Source organism: Amycolatopsis thermoflava N1165, from assembly GCF_000473265.1.
GTDB lineage: Bacteria > Actinomycetota > Actinomycetes > Mycobacteriales > Pseudonocardiaceae > Amycolatopsis_E > Amycolatopsis_E thermoflava.
This window is the reverse complement of record NZ_KI421511.1, coordinates 4,751,172-4,768,429: the sequence shown is the minus strand read 5'-3', so window position 1 is coordinate 4,768,429 and position 17,258 is coordinate 4,751,172. Positions and strand designations below refer to the sequence as shown.

12 protein-coding genes and 2 pseudogenes are annotated in these 17,258 nt (G+C 72.8%); 9 read left to right on the top strand and 5 right to left on the bottom strand.

Annotated features, from left to right (window positions below; genetic code table 11):
* Positions 1–325: 325 nt before the first annotated feature.
* Positions 326–1,447 (bottom strand): DNA glycosylase AlkZ-like family protein, encoded by a 1,122-nt coding sequence (locus AMYTH_RS0123420; RefSeq protein WP_027932351.1) that lies wholly within the window; start codon positions 1,445–1,447, stop codon positions 326–328.
* Positions 1,447–1,839 carry a DUF3224 domain-containing protein gene (locus AMYTH_RS0123415; RefSeq protein ID WP_027932350.1) on the bottom strand — a complete coding sequence of 131 codons (393 nt, stop codon included), beginning with the start codon at positions 1,837–1,839 and terminating at the stop codon, positions 1,447–1,449. Before AMYTH_RS0123415 ends, AMYTH_RS0123420 begins: the two co-directional genes overlap by 1 nt.
* 63 nt (positions 1,840–1,902) lie before the next feature.
* On the opposite strand from AMYTH_RS0123415, the gene AMYTH_RS0123410 reads away from it, so the two are divergent.
* From AMYTH_RS0123410 to AMYTH_RS48075, 4 genes and pseudogenes are all read left to right on the top strand, one after another.
* Entirely contained in the window at positions 1,903–2,868 is a 966-nt protein-coding gene (locus tag AMYTH_RS0123410) for a helix-turn-helix transcriptional regulator (protein WP_017986978.1), read from the top strand.
* Complete coding sequence (locus tag AMYTH_RS0123405) at positions 2,861–3,667, top strand: uroporphyrinogen-III synthase (RefSeq protein WP_027932349.1); 807 nt, start codon at positions 2,861–2,863, stop codon at positions 3,665–3,667. The genes AMYTH_RS0123410 and AMYTH_RS0123405 overlap by 8 nt, the downstream gene beginning before the upstream one ends.
* A 118-nt stretch (positions 3,668–3,785) precedes the next feature.
* A complete protein-coding gene (locus AMYTH_RS0123400; protein ID WP_228685314.1) occupies positions 3,786–5,225 on the top strand; it encodes an NF041680 family putative transposase in 1,440 nt (479 codons plus the stop codon).
* Between the two features lie 59 nt (positions 5,226–5,284).
* A pseudogene (locus tag AMYTH_RS48075) lies at positions 5,285–6,182 on the top strand (IS5 family transposase).
* On the opposite strand, the pseudogene AMYTH_RS50515 reads toward AMYTH_RS48075, so the two are convergent.
* A pseudogene (locus AMYTH_RS50515) lies at positions 6,179–6,295 on the bottom strand (IS481 family transposase); the annotation flags it as partial. The pseudogenes AMYTH_RS48075 and AMYTH_RS50515 overlap by 4 nt on opposite strands.
* Before the next feature lie 248 nt (positions 6,296–6,543).
* Between AMYTH_RS50515 and AMYTH_RS0123385 the strand changes: the two are divergent.
* Positions 6,544–7,662 (top strand): alpha/beta hydrolase family protein, encoded by a 1,119-nt coding sequence (locus AMYTH_RS0123385; protein WP_027932345.1) that lies wholly within the window; start codon positions 6,544–6,546, stop codon positions 7,660–7,662.
* On the opposite strand, the gene AMYTH_RS0123380 is transcribed toward AMYTH_RS0123385, so the two are convergent.
* Positions 7,644–7,931, bottom strand: a complete 288-nt coding sequence (locus AMYTH_RS0123380) for an MGMT family protein (RefSeq protein ID WP_020419763.1) — start codon at positions 7,929–7,931, stop codon at positions 7,644–7,646. The genes AMYTH_RS0123385 and AMYTH_RS0123380 overlap by 19 nt on opposite strands.
* Before the next feature lie 67 nt (positions 7,932–7,998).
* Between AMYTH_RS0123380 and AMYTH_RS0123375 the strand changes: the two genes are divergently transcribed.
* The 4 genes from AMYTH_RS0123375 (at position 7,999) to AMYTH_RS0123360 (ending at position 16,330) form a co-directional block, all read left to right on the top strand.
* Positions 7,999–11,199: an ATP-dependent helicase gene (locus AMYTH_RS0123375; protein ID WP_027932344.1), complete on the top strand. Its 3,201-nt coding sequence runs from the start codon at positions 7,999–8,001 to the stop codon at positions 11,197–11,199.
* Positions 11,200–11,527: 328 nt separating this feature from the next.
* The gene (locus tag AMYTH_RS0123370) at positions 11,528–14,746 is read left to right on the top strand and encodes an ATP-dependent helicase (protein ID WP_027932343.1); all 3,219 of its coding nucleotides are present in this window, start codon (positions 11,528–11,530) and stop codon (positions 14,744–14,746) included.
* 11 nt (positions 14,747–14,757) lie between these two features.
* On the top strand, positions 14,758–15,828 hold the full coding sequence (locus AMYTH_RS0123365; RefSeq protein WP_017986984.1) for a potassium channel family protein: 1,071 nt from the start codon (positions 14,758–14,760) through the stop codon (positions 15,826–15,828).
* A 52-nt stretch (positions 15,829–15,880) separates the two neighbouring features.
* A complete protein-coding gene (locus tag AMYTH_RS0123360; RefSeq protein WP_027932342.1) occupies positions 15,881–16,330 on the top strand; it encodes a hypothetical protein in 450 nt (149 codons plus the stop codon).
* Between the two features lie 51 nt (positions 16,331–16,381).
* On the opposite strand, the gene AMYTH_RS0123355 is transcribed toward AMYTH_RS0123360, so the two are convergent.
* Entirely contained in the window at positions 16,382–17,257 is an 876-nt protein-coding gene (locus tag AMYTH_RS0123355) for a neutral zinc metallopeptidase (protein ID WP_027932341.1), read from the bottom strand.
* Position 17,258: the final 1 nt, after the last annotated feature.

The following is a 17,258-nucleotide window of genomic DNA, read 5'->3' as shown; positions in this document are numbered from 1 at the left end:
GTTCACCGCGTCCGGCCGGGCAGCGGCCTGTCCGCGCTTTGCCCAACCCGCCGCGCCGCGCTTTGCCCAATGCGCCGCGCCGCGCCCAGCCGCGGCCTGTCCGCGCCCTGGCCAACCGTGGCTTGTCCGCGCCGTGCCAATCCGCCGGGTCGCGCCGTGCCAATCCGGCGTGCGCGCGGCCTGCTCGCGCCGCGCCTAGCCGTGGCCTGGTCCGCGCCCTGGCCAACCGTGGCTTGTCCGCGCCTGCCCAATCCGCCACGCTGCCCCGGCCAATCCGCCGCGTCGCGCCCGGCCCGCTTACGCCGGGCGCGCGCGGCCCGGCGCGTCAGCCCCAGCTCACCCGCAGATCCGCGAACCCCCGCGCTCGCGCGACGCGTTCGGCCTCCTCTTCCGCCGCCTTCCGTGCGGCGGGCGGCAGGGGGTCGAAGGCGGTGATCGTGAAGTCCAGGCGCTTGCGGCCGCTGCCCTTCGTCCGCCACACGCCGGCCACCTCGCCGCCCGCGAGGAGCGCTCCGGGGTTGCCCAGGATCTTCCACACCTCCTTCTGCCGCGCCCGGTCCGGCACCAGCACCGCCCGGTCGCGCGACTGCAGGAACGGGTCCCACGGCGGCAGCAACCGCACCAGGTCGGGCTCCGGCGGGTTCTCCAGCGCGGCCACATCCCCAGACGGCAACCACACCTCGCGGCCCGCGAAGCGCACCGGCGTCAGGTCGTCCGGCCACATCCGCTTCGCGATCGCCGTCTTCGTGCCGACGAAATCGGCCGCCTCCTTGGGCGTCGCCGGGCCGTGCAGGTGCAGGTAGTCCCGGACAACGCCCGTCGCCGCCTCAAGATCCGGTGTGGTCCGCATCCGCGACCTGCCCTCCAGCGGCGCGAGCGCCGCGGGCTGCGCGCCGGCCTCCAAGCGCACCCCGCCGTGGATCGCCGCCAGCCGCATGACCTGCTCCAGGATGTGGGTGGCCTGGCAGCCGCGGCACCAGTACGACAACCCGGCCGGGATGATCTTCGTGACGGCCTCGCTCACCGCCCCCTTGGTCATCACCCGCGTCACGACCTTGCGGATCGCCCGCGCCGCCGTGAACAGGCCGTCCACCGCGCTCATCCCGGCCGCCTCGACCTGCTTGCGCTGCCAGCCCATCCGCGCCATCGCGTCGTCCTCGTCGAGCGGGACCAGCGCGGCGGTGACCCGGCCGATCTCGTCCGCGCGGTGGAAATGCGGCGCGCCGCGGTGCGTCCACGCCAGCACGAACCGCGGATCCTCCACAAAGGACTCCTCGGTGACCGGGCCGGGCAGTCGCGCCGCGAGCGCTATCGCCGCCGTCTCCCGCTGGGTGCTCTGGACGCCGAGGTCGAACACGGCCAGCCCGGCCGCGTCCGCGACGTCGCGGTGCAGACCCTGCGCCGCGATCCGGTGGGCGAGCACCTGCTCGCGGTCGACGTCGAGCATCACAGCCGGTGGTCGAAGGTGTAGTTCACGGTCTCGCTCGCCCCTCCGATCGTCCCGGTGCCCGCCAGCCCCGCCAGCTCACCGGTGCCCGAGCCCTCGACGACGGTGAACGTGCCCCGGATGCCGTCCGCGCCGTACGACACGTCGTGCCGGATGACGAAGCTGCCCTTGCGGCCGTCCACGCTGCCCTCGATCCGCTCGAACCCCGGTGCGGTCTGCGTGCTGCCGGTGTAGCCCTCTCCCGGGTAGTACAGCAGGTAGTCGCAGGCGGATTCGCCCTCGATCAGCCCGGAGTAGGTGAACGTGGCGTGCGCGTGGGCGTACCGGGGCCCGTCCTCGGGGCCGCTCACGACCTTCTCGTCCCAGGTCCGCATGGTGAAAGTGTTGGTCATGGCACCAAGTCTGACCCCCTTGCCTGACACCTTCTGTCAGGTTTTCCGGCGATAATGGAGCCCATGCGCGCGAGCAGGTTGCTGTCGGTGCTGCTGCTCCTGCAGAACCGGGGCCGGATGACCGCCGAGGAGCTGGCGGAGGAGCTCGAAGTGTCGGTGCGGACCGTGTACCGGGACATCGAGTCGCTGTCGGCCGCCGGGGTGCCGGTCTACGCGGAACGCGGCCGGGCGGGCGGCTACCGGCTGCTCGACGGCTACCGCACCCGCCTGACCGGGCTGACCGGGGAGGAGGCGCAGTCGCTCCCGCTGGCCGGGCTGCCGGACGCGGCCGCCGAGCTGGGCCTGGGCACCGTGCTGACCGCCGCGCAGCTCAAGCTGTACGCCGCACTGCCGGACGAGCTGCGCGGCCGCGCCGGCAAGGTCGCCGAGCGGTTCGTGCTCGACGTGCCCGGCTGGTTCCGCGGCATCGAGAGCCTGCCGCACCTGGCCGAGGTGGCCCAGGCGGTGTGGGATTCGCGGCGTGTTTCGGTCCGGTACCGGCGGTGGGACAACAGCGAGACGAACCGGCTGCTGGAGCCGCTGGGGCTCATCCTCAAGGCCGGGAACTGGTACCTTGCAGCGCACTGCGACGGTGCGACCCGGACCTACCGGGTGTCGCGGATCCTCTCGCTCGAACCCGGCGCCGCGTTCGAGCGCCCGGCCGGGTTCGACCTCGCCGCCTACTGGCGGGAGTGGTCGGAGCAGTTCGAGCGGCGGATGTACCCGCGGGTCGCCGTCGTCCGGCTTTCCCCGCTGGGCCGCGAACTCGTACCGTTCTACCTGGGAGCGGTGGGCGCTCGCGCGCTGCGGGAGTGCCGTGCGGTTCCGGACGAAGACGGGTGGTTGCGCGTGGAGTTACCGGTGGAACCCGGCGCCCCGGCGCTCGGGGAGCTGTTGCGGTTCGGGCCCGAGCTGCAGGTGCTCGAGCCCGCCGACCTGCGTGACCGGGTGGCGGCCGCGGTGGGCCGGATGGGTGCGTTCTATGGGTGACCTGAGCGGAGTCACGATCGGGGTGACCGCGGAGCGGCGGGCCGAGGAGTTCATCGGCGCGCTGGAACGCAACGGCGCCACGGTGCGGCACGCGCCGCTGATCCACATCGTGCCGCTGCCCGACGACGCCCGGCTGCGCGCCGCGACCGAGGAGGTCCTCGCCGAGCCGCTGGACGTCCTCGCGGTCACCACCGGCGCCGGTTTCCGCGGCTGGATCGAGGCCGCCGAGGGGTGGGGACTGCGCGACGACCTGCTCGCGTCGCTGACCAGGGCGCGGGTGTTCGTCCGCGGCCCGAAGGGCAAGGGCGCGGTGCGGGGCGTCGGGCTCACCGAGGAGTGGGCCGCGCCCGAGGAGAGCAACCGGCAGCTGTTCGGGCACCTCCTGGAAGCCGGTGTCGCCGGCGCGCGGCTGGCGGTCCAGCTGCACGGCTCGCCGCTGCCCGAGCACACTGCGCCATTGCGCGAAGCCGGCGCGCGGGTGATCGAGGTGCAGCCGTACCGGTGGGAGTGGCCCGCCGACCTGCACCCGGCGCACGAGCTGCTCGACGGCGTCCTCGACGGCCGGGTCGACGCGCTCGCGTTCACCAGCGCCCCGGCGAGCGCGAACATGCTGAACCTGGCCCGGGAACGCGGCACCTACGACGACCTGGTGCGCGCCCTGCGGGGCGACGTCGTGTGCGCCTGCGTCGGGCCGGTGACCGCCGCGCCGTTCACCGACGCCGGGGTGCCGACCCTGCAGCCGGAGCGGCAGCGGCTCGGTGCGCTGGTCAAGCTGCTGGTGGCGGAGCTGGGCACCTAGCTTGAGTTTTAACGTTTGGGGTGGTGGCGAGGACCCAGTTGATCATGGATGAAGCCCTTGGTTGATCATTCTTCTTGCGACAGAAAGACGATCACACCAAGGGCTTCAGTTGATCAGTGTGCACGATCCGGATGCGGGTGGCGCGTCCGGGGACCTTGTCCGTTTCCGGCACGAGTTCTATCGGTGCCTGACCCGCCGGGCGGACGCGTTGTTCGAGCTGGCCGAGGCGGTGTTGTGTGCCGAGGGACCGGTGCGGTCGCTGCCGGAGTTGTCTCTGCTCGCGGAGCATCGCCGCGGTCATGGTGGGCTGTATGCGGGTCTGGCTCACGGCCGGATCGATGTCGATCGGCTCCGCGACGCGATCCTGGCCGGACCGCTGCCGCAAGCGGCCGACGGCCGGCTGGTGCTGGCCGTGGACATCACCTGCTGGTTGCGGCCCGAGGCGCACACCGCGCCAGAACGGGTCATGTGCCACGCCTACGGCCGCAACCGTAACCAGCACCTGGCGATTCCCGGCTGGCCTTACTCGGTCGTGGTCGCGCTGGAAAGCGGCCGTAGCTCCTGGACCGCGCCCGTGGACATCCAACGCCTGGCACCCGGGGTCGATGCCGCCACGGTCACCGCACACCAACTCCGCCGGGTGGTCACCGGACTGATCACCCACGGGCACTGGCAGCCCGGGGATCGCGAGATCCTGATCGTGGCCGACGCCGGCTACGACGGACCACGCTTGGCCTTCCAGTTAGCCGACCTGCCCGTGGCGGTGCTGGTGCGGATGCGCTCAGACCGGGTCCTGCGCCGCTCGGCCCCGCCCCACACACCGCACACGGTGGGCCGACCGCGCCGTCACGGCAGCGAGTTCGTCTTCGGTGATCCGGCCACCTGGGGTCAACCCGATGTCGCTATCGACGCCGACACCCGTCTCTACGGTCCGGCCATCGTCCGGGCCTGGAACCGGCTGCATCCCCGGCTGACACACCGCACCGCCTGGACCACGCATGTCGGACACCTGCCGATTCTGGAGGGCACCGTGGTGCGTTTGCAGGTGGACCGGTTACCGTCCGGGGCGATCCCGAAACCGGTGTGGTTATGGTATTCCCGCGTCGATCTGGACATTGAGATGGTCGATCTGCTCTGGCAGGCGTTCCTGCGCAGATTCGACATCGAGCACACGTTCCGACTGTTCAAACAGACACTCGGTTGGACCCGCCCGAAGCTGCGCACTCCCGAGCAGGCCGATCGGTGGGGCTGGCTGATGCTGGCCGCCTACACCCAACTCCGACTGGCCCGCCGGCTGGCCGCAGATCTACGGCGCCCCTGGGAGAAACCCGCACCACCGGGCCGGCTCACCCCAGCTCGAGTACGTCGCGGGTTTCGGCACCTACGCGCACAGGCCGGCTGTCCCGCGAGTGCACCGAAACCAACACGCGCCGGCCCAGGGCGGCCAACCGGCCGTCGCAACGACCGCCCAGCCACCCGCCATGACGTGCACGTCATCACCTCAACAACATCCAAGAAATACAAGTCGAGCACGCCTCGACCACGCCGAACAGGTTAAAACTCAAGCTAGGGCGTGTCTGACAAAGGTTCTGGCTGGTTGCTGGGACGCTGCTGGTCGTGTCGCGGTTTGAGTTGCTCTCGGATGAGCAGTGGGCGTTGATCAAGGACTTGCTGCCGGTGCGGACGGGTAAACCGGGGCGGCCGTTCTCCGACGCCCGGTCGATGGTGGAGGGAATCATTTACCGCTACCGGTGCGGGATCGCGTGGCGGGATGTGCCGGCGGTGTTCGGGCCCTGGCAAACAATCTGGACCTGGCACCGCCGCCTGGCCGCCCAGGGCGTCTGGGATGCGGTGCTGGCCCGGCTGCTGGCCACCGCGGACGCGGCCGGGCAGATCGACTGGGCGATCTCGGTGGATTCCACGATCGCCCGCGCCCACCAGCACGCCACCACCATCACCCGCCACACAGGGGGCTGGATCGAACTACACGAAACCCGGGATCGAGCCGCCTGACCATGCCATCGGCCGCTCCCGCGGCGGCCCGACCACCAAGATCCACCGGCTGGCCGACGGCCACGGCCGCCCCCTGGTCACCCTGCTCATCGCCGGGCAGGCCGGGGATTCGCCGATGTTCGAACCGCTCATGGCCCACCTGCAGGTCCCCCGGCTGGGCGGCGGCGGACCCCGCACCCGACCCGACCTCGTGCGCGGCGACAAGGCCTACTCCTCCCGCGCCATCCGCCAACACCTCCGCCGCCGCGGAATCCGCACGATCATCCCCGAACCCGCCGACCAGATCGCGCACCGCAAACGCCGCGGCTCCCGGGGCGGCCGCCCACCCACCTTCCACGCCCTGGATTACCGCGGCCGCAACGTCATCGAACGCAGCTTCAACCAGCTCAAACAATGGCGCGGCATCGCCACCCGCTACGACAAACTCGCCACCCTCTACCGCGCCGCCATCCTCATCCACGACATCATCACCTGGACGAAAGCATTGTCAGACACGCCCTAGGTGTAGTGCCCAGTGAGGTTGTCGACGCGGGTGTTGGGTGGTTGTCCGTTGAGGGCGGTGTGGGCTTGGTGGTGGTTGTAGTGGTGGAGGAAGTTGGGCAGTGCGGCGGTGCGCTGGTGTGAGTTGGTGAAGGCACGTCCAGGAGCCACCTCCGCAGACGTTCGGGTCGGGGAGGTGCGGCGGGCGACTCGGGCGGGCGGCCAACCCGGCCTCACCGTCCTCCTGAAACCGGCGCAACCGCCTTGATCAACCCGACTCAACGACCGCACCGTCAACAAACGTCCATGATCCCTACACCTAGGGGACGATCTCCGGGCCGCGACCGGATGTGCCCTGCCCCGCCGCTTCCTAGGTTCGGTGCATGGTCAAACCAAGATCGACAATCCGCAGTCTCGCGCTGCTCACCGCCGCCGCCTTCGCCCTCACCGTGGTGCCGGCGTCGGCCGACACGGCACTCGCCCTGCCGGCACCGTCCGGCCCGTTCGCCGTCGGCGTCACCGAGTTGCACCTGGTCGACCAGGCCCGCGACCGCGAGCTGATGGCGACGGTGCGTTACCCCGCCATCCACGACCGCGGCCCGCGGGCGCCGTTCCTGACGCCCGGCGCCGCCGCTGTGATCGCCGAAGCGGACGCCGCCCGGATCGGCATGGACCCGTCCCGGCTGGACTACGGCTTCGCCACCAACGCGCGTTCCGGCGCGCCCGTCGCCGCGGGGCGCCTGCCCGTCGTGCTCTACACACCGGGCGCCGAGCAGCCTCGCGCGCTGGCGACCACCCAGCTGGAGGAGCTCGCGAGCCGGGGATACGTCACCGTCGCGTTCGACCATCCCGGCGAGACGTCCGTGGTGGAGTTCCCGGACGGCCGCCTGGTGCGCGGCTCCCTGCCACCGCAGAGCGTCGAGGTCGGCCGTCGGATGATCGCCACCCGCGTCGCGGACGCCCGGTTCGTCCTCGACCAGCTCGAAGTCCTCGCGCGGGGCGGCAACCCGGACGTCGCGCGGCGTGCGCTGCCCGCCCGGCTGGGCCGCTCGCTCGACCTGACCCGGATCGGTATGTTCGGGCATTCGGCAGGCGGGTTCACCACGGCCGAGACGATGCTGGCCGACCCGCGGATCGACGCGGGCGCCAACCTGGACGGCAGCATGGCCTACTCGCAGCGGGACCGGATCTTCGGGCAAGCCGTCGAGCAGGGTCTGGACCGGCCGTTCCTGCTGATGAGCGCCGGTGACCACAGTGCCGGCACGGACGGGTCCTGGCAGGAGTTCCTGGACAACCGGCGCGGCCCGGTCGAGCAGCGGCACCTCGCCGGCGGCGAGCACTTCAGCTACACCGACTACCAGTTCCTGCTGCCCCGGCTCGGCGTCGATCCGGCGGTCACCGCGCCCTGGATCGGCGACGTCGACGCCGCCCACAGCCTGGAGTTCCAGCGGACGAGCCTCGTCGAGTTCTTCGGCCAGCGGCTCTACGGCTGCCAGCGGTAGGTCTTCAGGTTGACCTTCTGACCGTCCGCCAGCACGCCTTCGGCCCGGAGCAGCTCCAGCTGCCGGTGCACGAGGTGCGGCGCGGGCGTGCCGTTGGCGCGCAGGATCCGGTGCCACGGCAGGTCCGCGCCGTCCTCGGACAGGATCCGGCCGATCATCCGGGGTGACGGGGCGCCGGCGATCGCCGCGATGTCGCCGTAGGTGGCGACCTTCCCCGGCGGCACGGTCGCGACCACCTCGCGCACCCGCTCGTGCAGCTCCTCGTCCACGTGACCAAACTACCGTCAAGGTGTGCCGGTCCCCGGTTCTGTCGGACGGTCGTGATTCCATGCGAGCGTGAGCGGAGAGGGCACCCGGTCCCGGGCGGGCGCGCGGCTGGTTCGGCTGCCCGTCCCCGAGCCGCGCCCGGAACGCTGGGACGCCGACGCGCGGGCGGTGCTGGCGGCGCCCCGCGGGTTCGTCCGGGTCCTCGGTGGACCGGGCACCGGCAAGACCACCTTGATCACGAGCGCGGCGGCGGCCCGCATCTCCGGCGGCGCCGATCCGGAGAGCCTGCTGGTGCTCACCGCGTCCCGCCGCGCCGCCAACGCCCTGCGCGCCGAGATCACCCGCCGCGTGACCGCGGGTGACGGCGTGCCCCGCACGATCCGCGAGCCGATCGTGCGCACCGTCCACTCGTACGCGTTCTCCCTGCTGCGCCTGCAGGCCGGGCTGCAGGACGTGCCGGCGCCGCGGCTGCTGTCCAGCCCGGAGCAGGACGTCGTGGTCCGCGAACTGCTGGCAGGCGACCTCGCGGAGGGCGCGCCGGACTGGCCCGAGCAGCTGCGGCCGGCGCTGGCCGTGCCCGGCTTCGCCGAGGAGCTGCGGGACCTGCTGCTGCGGGCCGCCGAGCGTGGCCTCGGCCCGGAGGACCTGGTCAAGCTGGGGCGGCGCAAGGACCGTCCGGAGTGGGTCGCGGCCGGGGTGTTCTGGCGGCAGTACGAGGAGGTCACCGTCCTGCAGGGGGCGGGCGGCAACGCCCTCGGCGCGCCCGGTTCGCCCGCGCTGGACGCGGCTGAGCTGGTCGCGAGCGCGCTCGTCGAGCTGGAGGGCGACCCCGACCTGCTGGCGCGCGAGCAGGCGCGGATCAGGCACGTGTTCGTCGACGACGCCCAGCACCTGGACCACCTGCAGTTCCGCCTGCTGCGGCTGCTCGGCACGGCGGCCGAGGACTTCGTCGTCACCGGCGACCCGGACCAGGCGATCTTCTCCTTCCGCGGCGCCGACCCCGGCCTGCTCACACGGGCCGACGCCGACGGCGGCCGCACGGTGACCCTGACCAGGACCCACCGGCTGAGCCTGGCCGTGCACGAGGCGGTGACGAAGCTCGGCGCGACCCTGCCGGGCGCGCAGCGGCACCGCGCGATCGAGGTCGACCCGTCGTCCGAAGAGGGTGAGGTCAAGGTCCGGTTGCTGCCGACCCCGTCCGCCGAGGCGAGCTGGGTCGCCGACCAGTTGCGCCGCGCGCACCTCATCGACGGCGTGCCGTGGTCGGAGATGGCCGTGCTGGTGCGCTCGCCGGGACGGTCGTTCCCCGTGCTGCAGCGGGCGTTGCGTGCCGCGGGCGTGCCGATCGCGTCGGCCGCCGACGAGCTGCCGCTGGCCCGCCAGCCCGCGGTCCGGCCACTGCTCGCGGTCCTGCGGGTGGCGAGCGATCCCGGGCTGCTGGACGTCGACACCGCCGAGATGCTGCTGGCGTCCCCGCTCGGCGGCGCCGATCCGCTGGCGCTGCGCCGGATGCGGCGCGGTCTGCGGCGGCTGGAGCTGGCAGGCGGCGGTGAGCGGTCGAGCGACGAGCTGCTCGTGGAAGTGTTGCGGGACAACGACAAGCTCGGCGGACTGGCCGAGGCCGAGGCGGCGCCGATCCGCCGGGTCGGCGGGCTGATCGCGGTCGCCCGCGAGGCGATCGCCCGGGGCGCCGGGGTCGAGCAGGTCCTGTGGGACGTGTGGCGGGAGAGCGGCCTGCAGAAGCGGTGGGTGCGGCTGTCCGGCCGCGGCGGCACGCTGGGCGCGCAGGCCGACCGCGACCTGGACGCGGTGGTGGCGCTGTTCCACGCCGCGGGCAACTACGTCGACCGGTTGCCGAAGGCGAGCGTGGCGGCGTTCGCGGACTACCTGTCGTCGCAGAACATCGCGGGCGACAGCCTCGCCCCGGTGGCGATGCGCGGCGAGGGCGTGTCGATGCTGACCGCGCACGGCGCGGCCGGTCGCGAGTGGACGGTCGTCGCGGTGGCGAACGTGCAGGAGGGCAGCTGGCCGGACCTGCGGCTGCGCGGGTCGCTGCTCGGCGTCGAGCGACTGGTGGACCTGCTCTCCGGGCTGGAGGAGGAGACGGTGTCCGCGACGGCGCCGATCCTCGCCGAGGAGCGGCGGCTGTTCTACCTGGCGCTCGGCCGGGCGAAGCGGACGCTGCTGGTGAGCGCGGTGATCGGGGAGGACGAGCAGCCGTCGCGGTTCGTCGACGACCTGGAGGCCAACAGCGCGGACGAGTCCGGGCTGGACTCGCGGGTCAAGCCACCCGGCCGGTCGCTGGTGCTGGCCGAGCTGGTCGGCGACCTGCGGCGCGCGGTGTGCGACCCGGAGGTGCCGCCGGACCGGCGGGCGCGGGCGGCGCGGCAGCTGGCGCGGCTGGCGCGGGCCGGGGTGCCCGGCGCGCACCCGGATTCCTGGTACGGCCTGGTGGAGACGTCGACGGACACCCCGCTCTACGGCGAGGGCGACGTGATCCGGATTTCGCCGTCCACTGTGGACACGTTGAAGAAGTGCCCGTTGCGGTGGCTGATCGAACGGCACGGTGGCGCCGACCCGGCCCAGCTGGCGGCGATCACCGGGACGCTGGTGCACGAGCTGGCGCAGGCCGCCGCGGACGGCATGGACGACGAGGGCCTGCGCCGCGCGTTGGACGACGCGTGGGCGAAGGTCGACGCCGGTGCGCCGTGGTTCTCGCGGCGGGAACGCAACCGGGTCGAGCAGATGGTGCGCAACTTCCTGACCTGGCTGCACAATTCGCGGCACGAGCTGCAGCAGATGGGGATCGAGCAGGACATCGAGGTGGAGCTGCCGGTCGGTGGTGACGGTCTGCTGGTCAAGCTGCGCGGCCGCGTGGACCGCCTGGAGCACGACGCCGAGGGCCGGCCGGTGATCGTCGACCTGAAGACCGGGAAGAACGCGGTGAGCGCCGCGGACGCCGAGCTGAACCCGCAGCTGGCGGCGTACCAGTTGTCCGTGCTGCTGGGCGCGTTCGGCGGTGGGAAGCGACCGGGCGGCGCGAAGCTGGTGTACCTGGCGAAGGCGCACAACAAGACCGGCGCGACGGTGCGGGAGCAGCCCCCGCTGGACGACGAGAGCGGCCGCGAGTGGCTGGAGCTGGTGCGAAAGGTGGCGGCCTCCGCGACGGGCCCCTCGTACGACGCGACGGAAAACCCGGACTGCGACCGCTGCCCGGCGAAGGGATCGTGCCCGCTGCGCCCGGAGGGCAGGCAGGTGACAGGCCCGTGAGGATCCTTTCCAACTCCCGCCAGCCTGGGGGCCGCCCCATGACCGAACCCGCCGCCCGGGCCGAACATTCTGGCTGGGCCGAACCCGCCGACCGGGCCGAACCCGCCGATCCGGCTGGTCGGGCCGGACTTTCCGGCTGGGCCGAACCCGCCGACCGGGCCGAACCCGCCGATCCGGCTGGTCGGGCCGGACCCTCTGGCTGGGCCGAACCCGCCGACCGGGCCGAACCCGCCGATCCGGCTGGTCGGGCCGGACTCTCTGGCTGGGCCGGTCCGGCTGGCCGGGCCGAACCCGCCGATCCCGTCAACCGAGCCGAACCCGCACTCCAATGACCGAGATCGCCTCCCCAGCTGAAGTCGCCCACGCGCTCGGCCTCCATCCGCCCACCCCCGAGCAGGCGGCGGTCATCGCGGCGCCCATCGAGCCCGCGCTGGTCGTCGCGGGGGCCGGGGCCGGTAAGACCGAGACCATGGCCGCCCGGGTCGTCTGGCTCGTCGCCAACGGGTTCGTCACCCCGGAGCGCGTCCTGGGCCTCACGTTCACCCGCAAGGCCGCCCGCCAGCTCGCCGACCGCGTCCGCGCCCGCCTGCGCCGCCTCGCCGGCTCGGGCCTCCTCGACCGCCTCGACCCGGGCGGCGCGCGCCGGGCCGCGGTGGTCGCCGGGGAACCGACCGTCCTCACCTACCACGCCTACGCCGGCCGCCTCCTCGCCGAGCACGGCCTCCGCCTGCCCGTCCAGCCCGGCGTCCGCCTCCTCTCCGAGACCAGCTCCTGGCAGCTCGCCCACCGCGTGGTCTCCACCTGGGACGAGGACCTGGACACCGACCGCGTCCCGGCCTCGGTCACCGCGCAACTGCTCGCCCTCACCGGCGAACTCGGCGAACACCTGGTCACCGAAGAAAAACTCGCCGACTACACGCGCTGGCTCTGCGACCTCATCGAACGAGCCCCGCGCGCCAAGGGCCAGCGCGCCGCCATGCCGAAGTCGCTCACCGACATCGTCGCCGCGCAGAAGTTCCGCCTCTCGCTCATCCCGCTGATCGAGGAGTACCAGCGCCGCAAACGGGCCGAGGGCGCGCTCGACTTCGCCGACCAGATGTCACTGGCCGCGACGCTCGCCGACAACCACCCGGCGGTCGCGGAGGGCGAACGCGCCCGCTACGGCGCCGTTCTCCTCGACGAGTACCAGGACACCGGCCACGCGCAGCGCATCCTGCTGCGCGCCCTGTTCGGCGGCGTCGAGAACGAACCGCTGCCGGTCACCGCGGTCGGCGACCCCGCGCAGGCCATCTACGGCTGGCGCGGCGCGAGCGCGGCCAACCTGCCCCGCTTCACCACCGACTTCCCGCGCCCCGGCCTGGAACCCGCCCGCGAGTACGGCCTGCTCACCAGTTTCCGCAACCCCGCCGAAGTCCTCGTCCTCGCCAACGGCATCGCCGAGCCGCTGCGGCAGCGCGGCCTCGGCGTCGAACGGCTCCGCGCCCGCGACGGCGCGCCGCCCGCCGACATCGAGGTCGCCCTGCTGCCGGACATCCGGACCGAACGCGAGTGGGTCGCCGACGCCCTGGCGCGGAGGTGGTTCGCCCACCAGGCCGAGCACGGCGCCCCGCCCACCGCCGCCGTCCTCGTCCGCCGCCGCGCCGACATGGCCCCGATCGCGGCCGAGCTGCGGGCCCGCGGGTTGCCGGTCGAGGTCGTCGGTCTCGGCGGGCTCCTCGACGAACCCGAGGTGGCCGACCTCGTCGCCACTCTGCGCGTCCTCGCCGACCCCCTGGCGGGAACCGCCGCCGCCCGCCTGCTCACCGGCGCCCGCTGGCGGCTCGCGGCCGCCGACCTGGCCGCGTTGTGGCGGCGCGCCAACGAGATCTCCGCGCCCCCGCCCACCGAAGAGTCCAAGGTGGACGACCTGTTCGCCGAACGCGCCGAGCAGACCGGCCTGATCGACGCGCTGGACGATCCGGGTGACCCCAAGCGCTACTCGCCGGAGGGCTACCGCCGGATCCGGGAACTGGGCCACGAGCTCGCCGCGCTGCGCCGTCGGCTGGACCAGTCGCTGCCCGAGCTGGTCGCCGACGTGGAGCGGACCATGCTGCTGGACGTCGAAGCCCAGGCCCGCCCCGGCAGCGCCCGCCGCGCCCACCTGGACGCGTTCGCCGACGTGGTCACCGACTTCGCCGAGACCTCGCCCACCGCCACGCTGATGTCCTTCGTGGACTACCTCGCCACCGCCGCGCACGCCGAGGACGGCCTCACCCCGGGCGAGGTCGAGGTGGTGCCGGACCGGGTGCAGGTGCTGACCGTCCACTCCGCGAAGGGCCTGGAGTGGGAGGTCGTCGCCGTGCCGCACCTGGCGCGCGAGGTCTTCCCGAACAAGCGCCGGTCCTCGTCGTGGCTGCGCACGGTCACGTCGCTGCCCGCCGCGCTGCGCGGCGACTCCGAGGACCTGCCGAAGCTGCGTGTGTCCGACGGCATGGACCGCAAGGAGGTCATCGAGGCCTTCGAGATCCACGAGCAGGACTTCGCCGAGCGCGAGGCGGAGGAGGAACGCCGCCTCTGCTACGTCGCGCTGACCCGCTCCGAGCGCGCCCTCATCGTCTCCGGGCACTGGTGGAACGAAACCAGCGCACGGCCGAAGGGCCCGTCGGACTTCCTGGTCGAGGTCGGCGAACTCGCGAAGGAGGGCGTCGGCAAGGTCGCCGTCTGGGCCGATGAGCCGCCTGCCGACGAGGAGAACCCGCTGGTCAGCCAGGCCCGGTCGGCGCAGTGGCCGTCCGACCCGCTGACCGGCCGCCGCGACGCCGTGCACGAGGGCGCCGACCTGGTGCGCACCGCGCTGGCCGAGGGTGAGGTCGAGGAGACGGACGAGGACGACCCGGACGGCTGGATCGCCGACACCGACGTGCTGCTCGCCGAGTTCGCCAAGCGCAGCGGCACGGCCGAGCAGGTCGCCCTGCCGGACCACCTGTCGGTGAGCCAGCTCGTCGAGCTCGCCGCGGACCCGGCCGGGCTGGCCCGCCGCCTGCGCCGCCCGCTGCCGGTGCCGCCCAACACGTTCGCCCGCCGCGGTACCGCCTTCCACGGCTGGCTGGAGCGCCGCTTCGCCGGCGACCGCCTGTTCGACCTCGACGAGCTGCCCGGCGCCGCCGACCCGGACGAGGCCGGCGACGACGAACTCGAAGCGTTGCAGGAGGCCTTCGACCGGAGCGCATGGGCGGCCCGCACTCCGCACGAGGTGGAGGTGCCGTTCTCCACCGAGGTGGACGGCGTGACCGTGCGCGGGCGCATGGATGCCGTGTTCGCCGACCCGGACGGCGGCTGGACCGTCGTGGACTGGAAGACCGGCGCGGTGCCCGAGGAGGGCCGGATGGCTTCGCTCGCCGTGCAGCTGGCGGCGTACCGTCTGGCTTGGGCGTCGCTGTCCGGAACGCCGTTGGAGAAGGTGCGCGCTGCCTTCCACTACGTCCGCGAAGACCACACGCTGCGCCCGGTGGACCTGCTCGACGCGGACGGTCTGCGCGACCTCCTGCGCAGTGTGCCGCAGCCCTAGCGAGGCCTGACATGATCGCTTACGATCCGCGGGTGCGTGTCGCGGACGAACCGGACCACTCGCTCGTCGGCGTCGTCCGGATGCCGGAGCCGGCCCTCAGCCCGATCCGGTCCATCGGCAGACGGATCCTCGGTGCACTGCTGGCGCTCGTCGCCGCGGTGTTCATCGTCTACCTCGGGCGGGACGGCTACCGGGACGTCAACGAGGACGGCCTGTCGCTGCTCGACGCGTTCTACTACGCCACGGTGTCGCTGTCGACCACCGGCTACGGTGACATCACCCCGGTCACCAACTCGGCCCGGCTGATCAACGTGCTGGTGATCACGCCGCTGCGGGTGCTGTTCCTCATCGTCCTGGTCGGCACGACGCTCGAGGTGCTGACCGAGCGGTCGCGGCAGGCGTTCCGGATCCAGAAGTGGAGGACCAAGGTGCGGGACCACGTGGTGGTCGTCGGGTTCGGGACCAAGGGCCGGGCCGCGGTCAAGACCCTGCTCGGGGACGAGGCGATCGAGCCCAACAAGATCGTCGTGGTGGACACCGACCAGCAGGCGCTGGACGCGGCAGCCGCGCTCGGCCTGGTCACCGTGCACGGGTCGGCCACCCGCTCGGACGTGCTCCGGGTGGCGGCCGTGCAGCGGGCGCGCGCGGTCGTCGTCGCCGCGGACCGGGACGACTCGGCGGTGCTGGCCACGCTCACCGCGCGGGAGCTGGCCCCCAAGGCGCACATCGTGGTCTCCGTGCGCGAGGCGGAGAACGTCCACCTGCTCAAGCAGTCCGGCGCCAACCAGGTGGTGGTCTCCAGCGAGACCGCGGGCAGGCTGCTCGGCATGGCGACGTCCACGCCGGTCGTGGTGGACATGTTCGAGGACCTGCTGACGCCCGAGTCGGGGCTGGCGATCGCCGAGCGCCCCGCGGAGAAGTCCGAGGAGGGCGGTTCGCCGCGGCACCTGCCGGACATCGTGCTCGGCGTGGTGCGCGACGGGCAGCTGTACCGGGTGGACGCGGCCGCCGTGGACGCCATCGAACCCGGCGACCGGTTGCTCTACGTGAAGAAAGTGACCCCGGCCGACCGGGTTGAGTGATAGATCTCGGCAGCCCGTCGGCGGCTGTGCTTCACCCGGAGCTTCTGGAAGCATGGGGATCGTGCTGCGCTGGAACACCCTCGCCGTCGCCGTGCTGGTCGGCATCGCCATCGTGACCGCCGTGTGGTGGGCGGGGCCGGGGATGCTGGGCACCGCGGCCGCCGCGCAGGGCACGGTCGCGCAGGCCACCGTCACCAAGGGCGCCGAGTGCTCCGAGCCGAACCCGCAGGAGACGGTGGAGATCACGATCGGCGGCCAGACCCGCGCCGGGGTGCTGGACGCGTGCGGGCACGACCAGAACGACCGCGTCGACGTCACCGTGCCGGCCTCGGTGGGGGACGGGGAAATCCAGGTGCACCTCGCCGACGTGGTGACCGGCCACGACGACCTGCGCCGCCCGATCGGGCTGGCGCTGCTGGCGCTCAGCTGCCTCGGCGGGGGCACGTACGCGTTCCTGGTCCACCGAGGCCCGCGCCGGGCGGAGGCGGCGAAAGTCGCCTGAGGGCGCGGTTCGAGGGGTTGGTGCGGCTTACGGCGCCGCCCCACCGGCGCGTCAGCTGACCTCGGACGCCGGTGCCGCGAACGTGTTGCACTTCGCGATCCGGTTGAACTGCGCGCCCGTCCGCCACCACTGCGCGTAGTGCGCGTTGGTGCCGTGGTCGGCGCTGCCGGAGGTGTTGTCGCCGCGGGTGTCCTGGTCCCGCCAGGCCTTGGCGTACATGTCGCGCGTCACCGAGCCGCCCCGGTCGACCACCGCGCCCAGGAACATCCCGGAGAAGCACTGCGCCTGCAGCTCCTTGCGCCGCGACAGCTCCAGGCCGGCCGGGGTGTTCTGCCCGACGGCGTAGATCTGCTGCCACACCGCGTCCATGATCCCGGCGACCTCCTGCACGTGGTGGCCGTACTCGTGCGCGAACAGCGCCAGGTAAACCCCCGGGTTGTCGCCGTACTGGTCGGTCTGCAGCCCGCGGAACGGCACGTACAGGTTGTCGTCGCAGTAGTAGGCCGCCGTCGCCACGCTCACCGCGATCGTGCCGCACGCGGTGGTGAAGTGGGTGCCGGTCGGGAAGTGCAGGTTCGGCGGGGTGAACGGCAGGTTGTACCGCTCCAGGAACTGGCCCCACGCCTCGTTGAGGCACTGGTCGGCGGCGGTGAAGAAGGCCTCGGCCGAGGCCTGGTCGCTGTGCCACTCGGGCAGCTCGCAGGCGAAGTTCTGCAGGCCGTCGTCCGGGTTGCGCAGGATCGGGTGGTTCGCCAGCTCCAGGATCTTCTCGCCGTCCACCGCGCCGGTCGCCGCGCCAGCCGCGTTGCCGCCGCTCACGGCGGTGGTCGTCGGCGCGGCCACGGTCGGCGACGAGGGGTCCGGCCCGTTGCCGATCGCGATGAACACCACCAGCCCGGCCAGCAGCACCGCGACCGCGCTCAGCACG

Excerpts from the sequence above, each read along its gene's own strand:
- AMYTH_RS0123370 (WP_027932343.1), top strand. The coding sequence starts at position 11,528 with ATGACCGAGATCGCCTCCCCAGCTGAAGTCGCCCACGCGCTCGGCCTC.
- AMYTH_RS0123415 (WP_027932350.1), bottom strand. The coding sequence starts at position 1,839 with ATGACCAACACTTTCACCATGCGGACCTGGGACGAGAAGGTCGTGAGC.
- AMYTH_RS0123420 (WP_027932351.1), bottom strand. The coding sequence starts at position 1,447 with ATGCTCGACGTCGACCGCGAGCAGGTGCTCGCCCACCGGATCGCGGCG.
- AMYTH_RS0123410 (WP_017986978.1), top strand. The coding sequence starts at position 1,903 with ATGCGCGCGAGCAGGTTGCTGTCGGTGCTGCTGCTCCTGCAGAACCGG.
- AMYTH_RS0123360 (WP_027932342.1), top strand. The coding sequence starts at position 15,881 with ATGGGGATCGTGCTGCGCTGGAACACCCTCGCCGTCGCCGTGCTGGTC.
- AMYTH_RS0123385 (WP_027932345.1), top strand. The coding sequence starts at position 6,544 with ATGGTCAAACCAAGATCGACAATCCGCAGTCTCGCGCTGCTCACCGCC.
- AMYTH_RS0123365 (WP_017986984.1), top strand. The coding sequence starts at position 14,758 with ATGATCGCTTACGATCCGCGGGTGCGTGTCGCGGACGAACCGGACCAC.
- AMYTH_RS0123405 (WP_027932349.1), top strand. The coding sequence starts at position 2,861 with ATGGGTGACCTGAGCGGAGTCACGATCGGGGTGACCGCGGAGCGGCGG.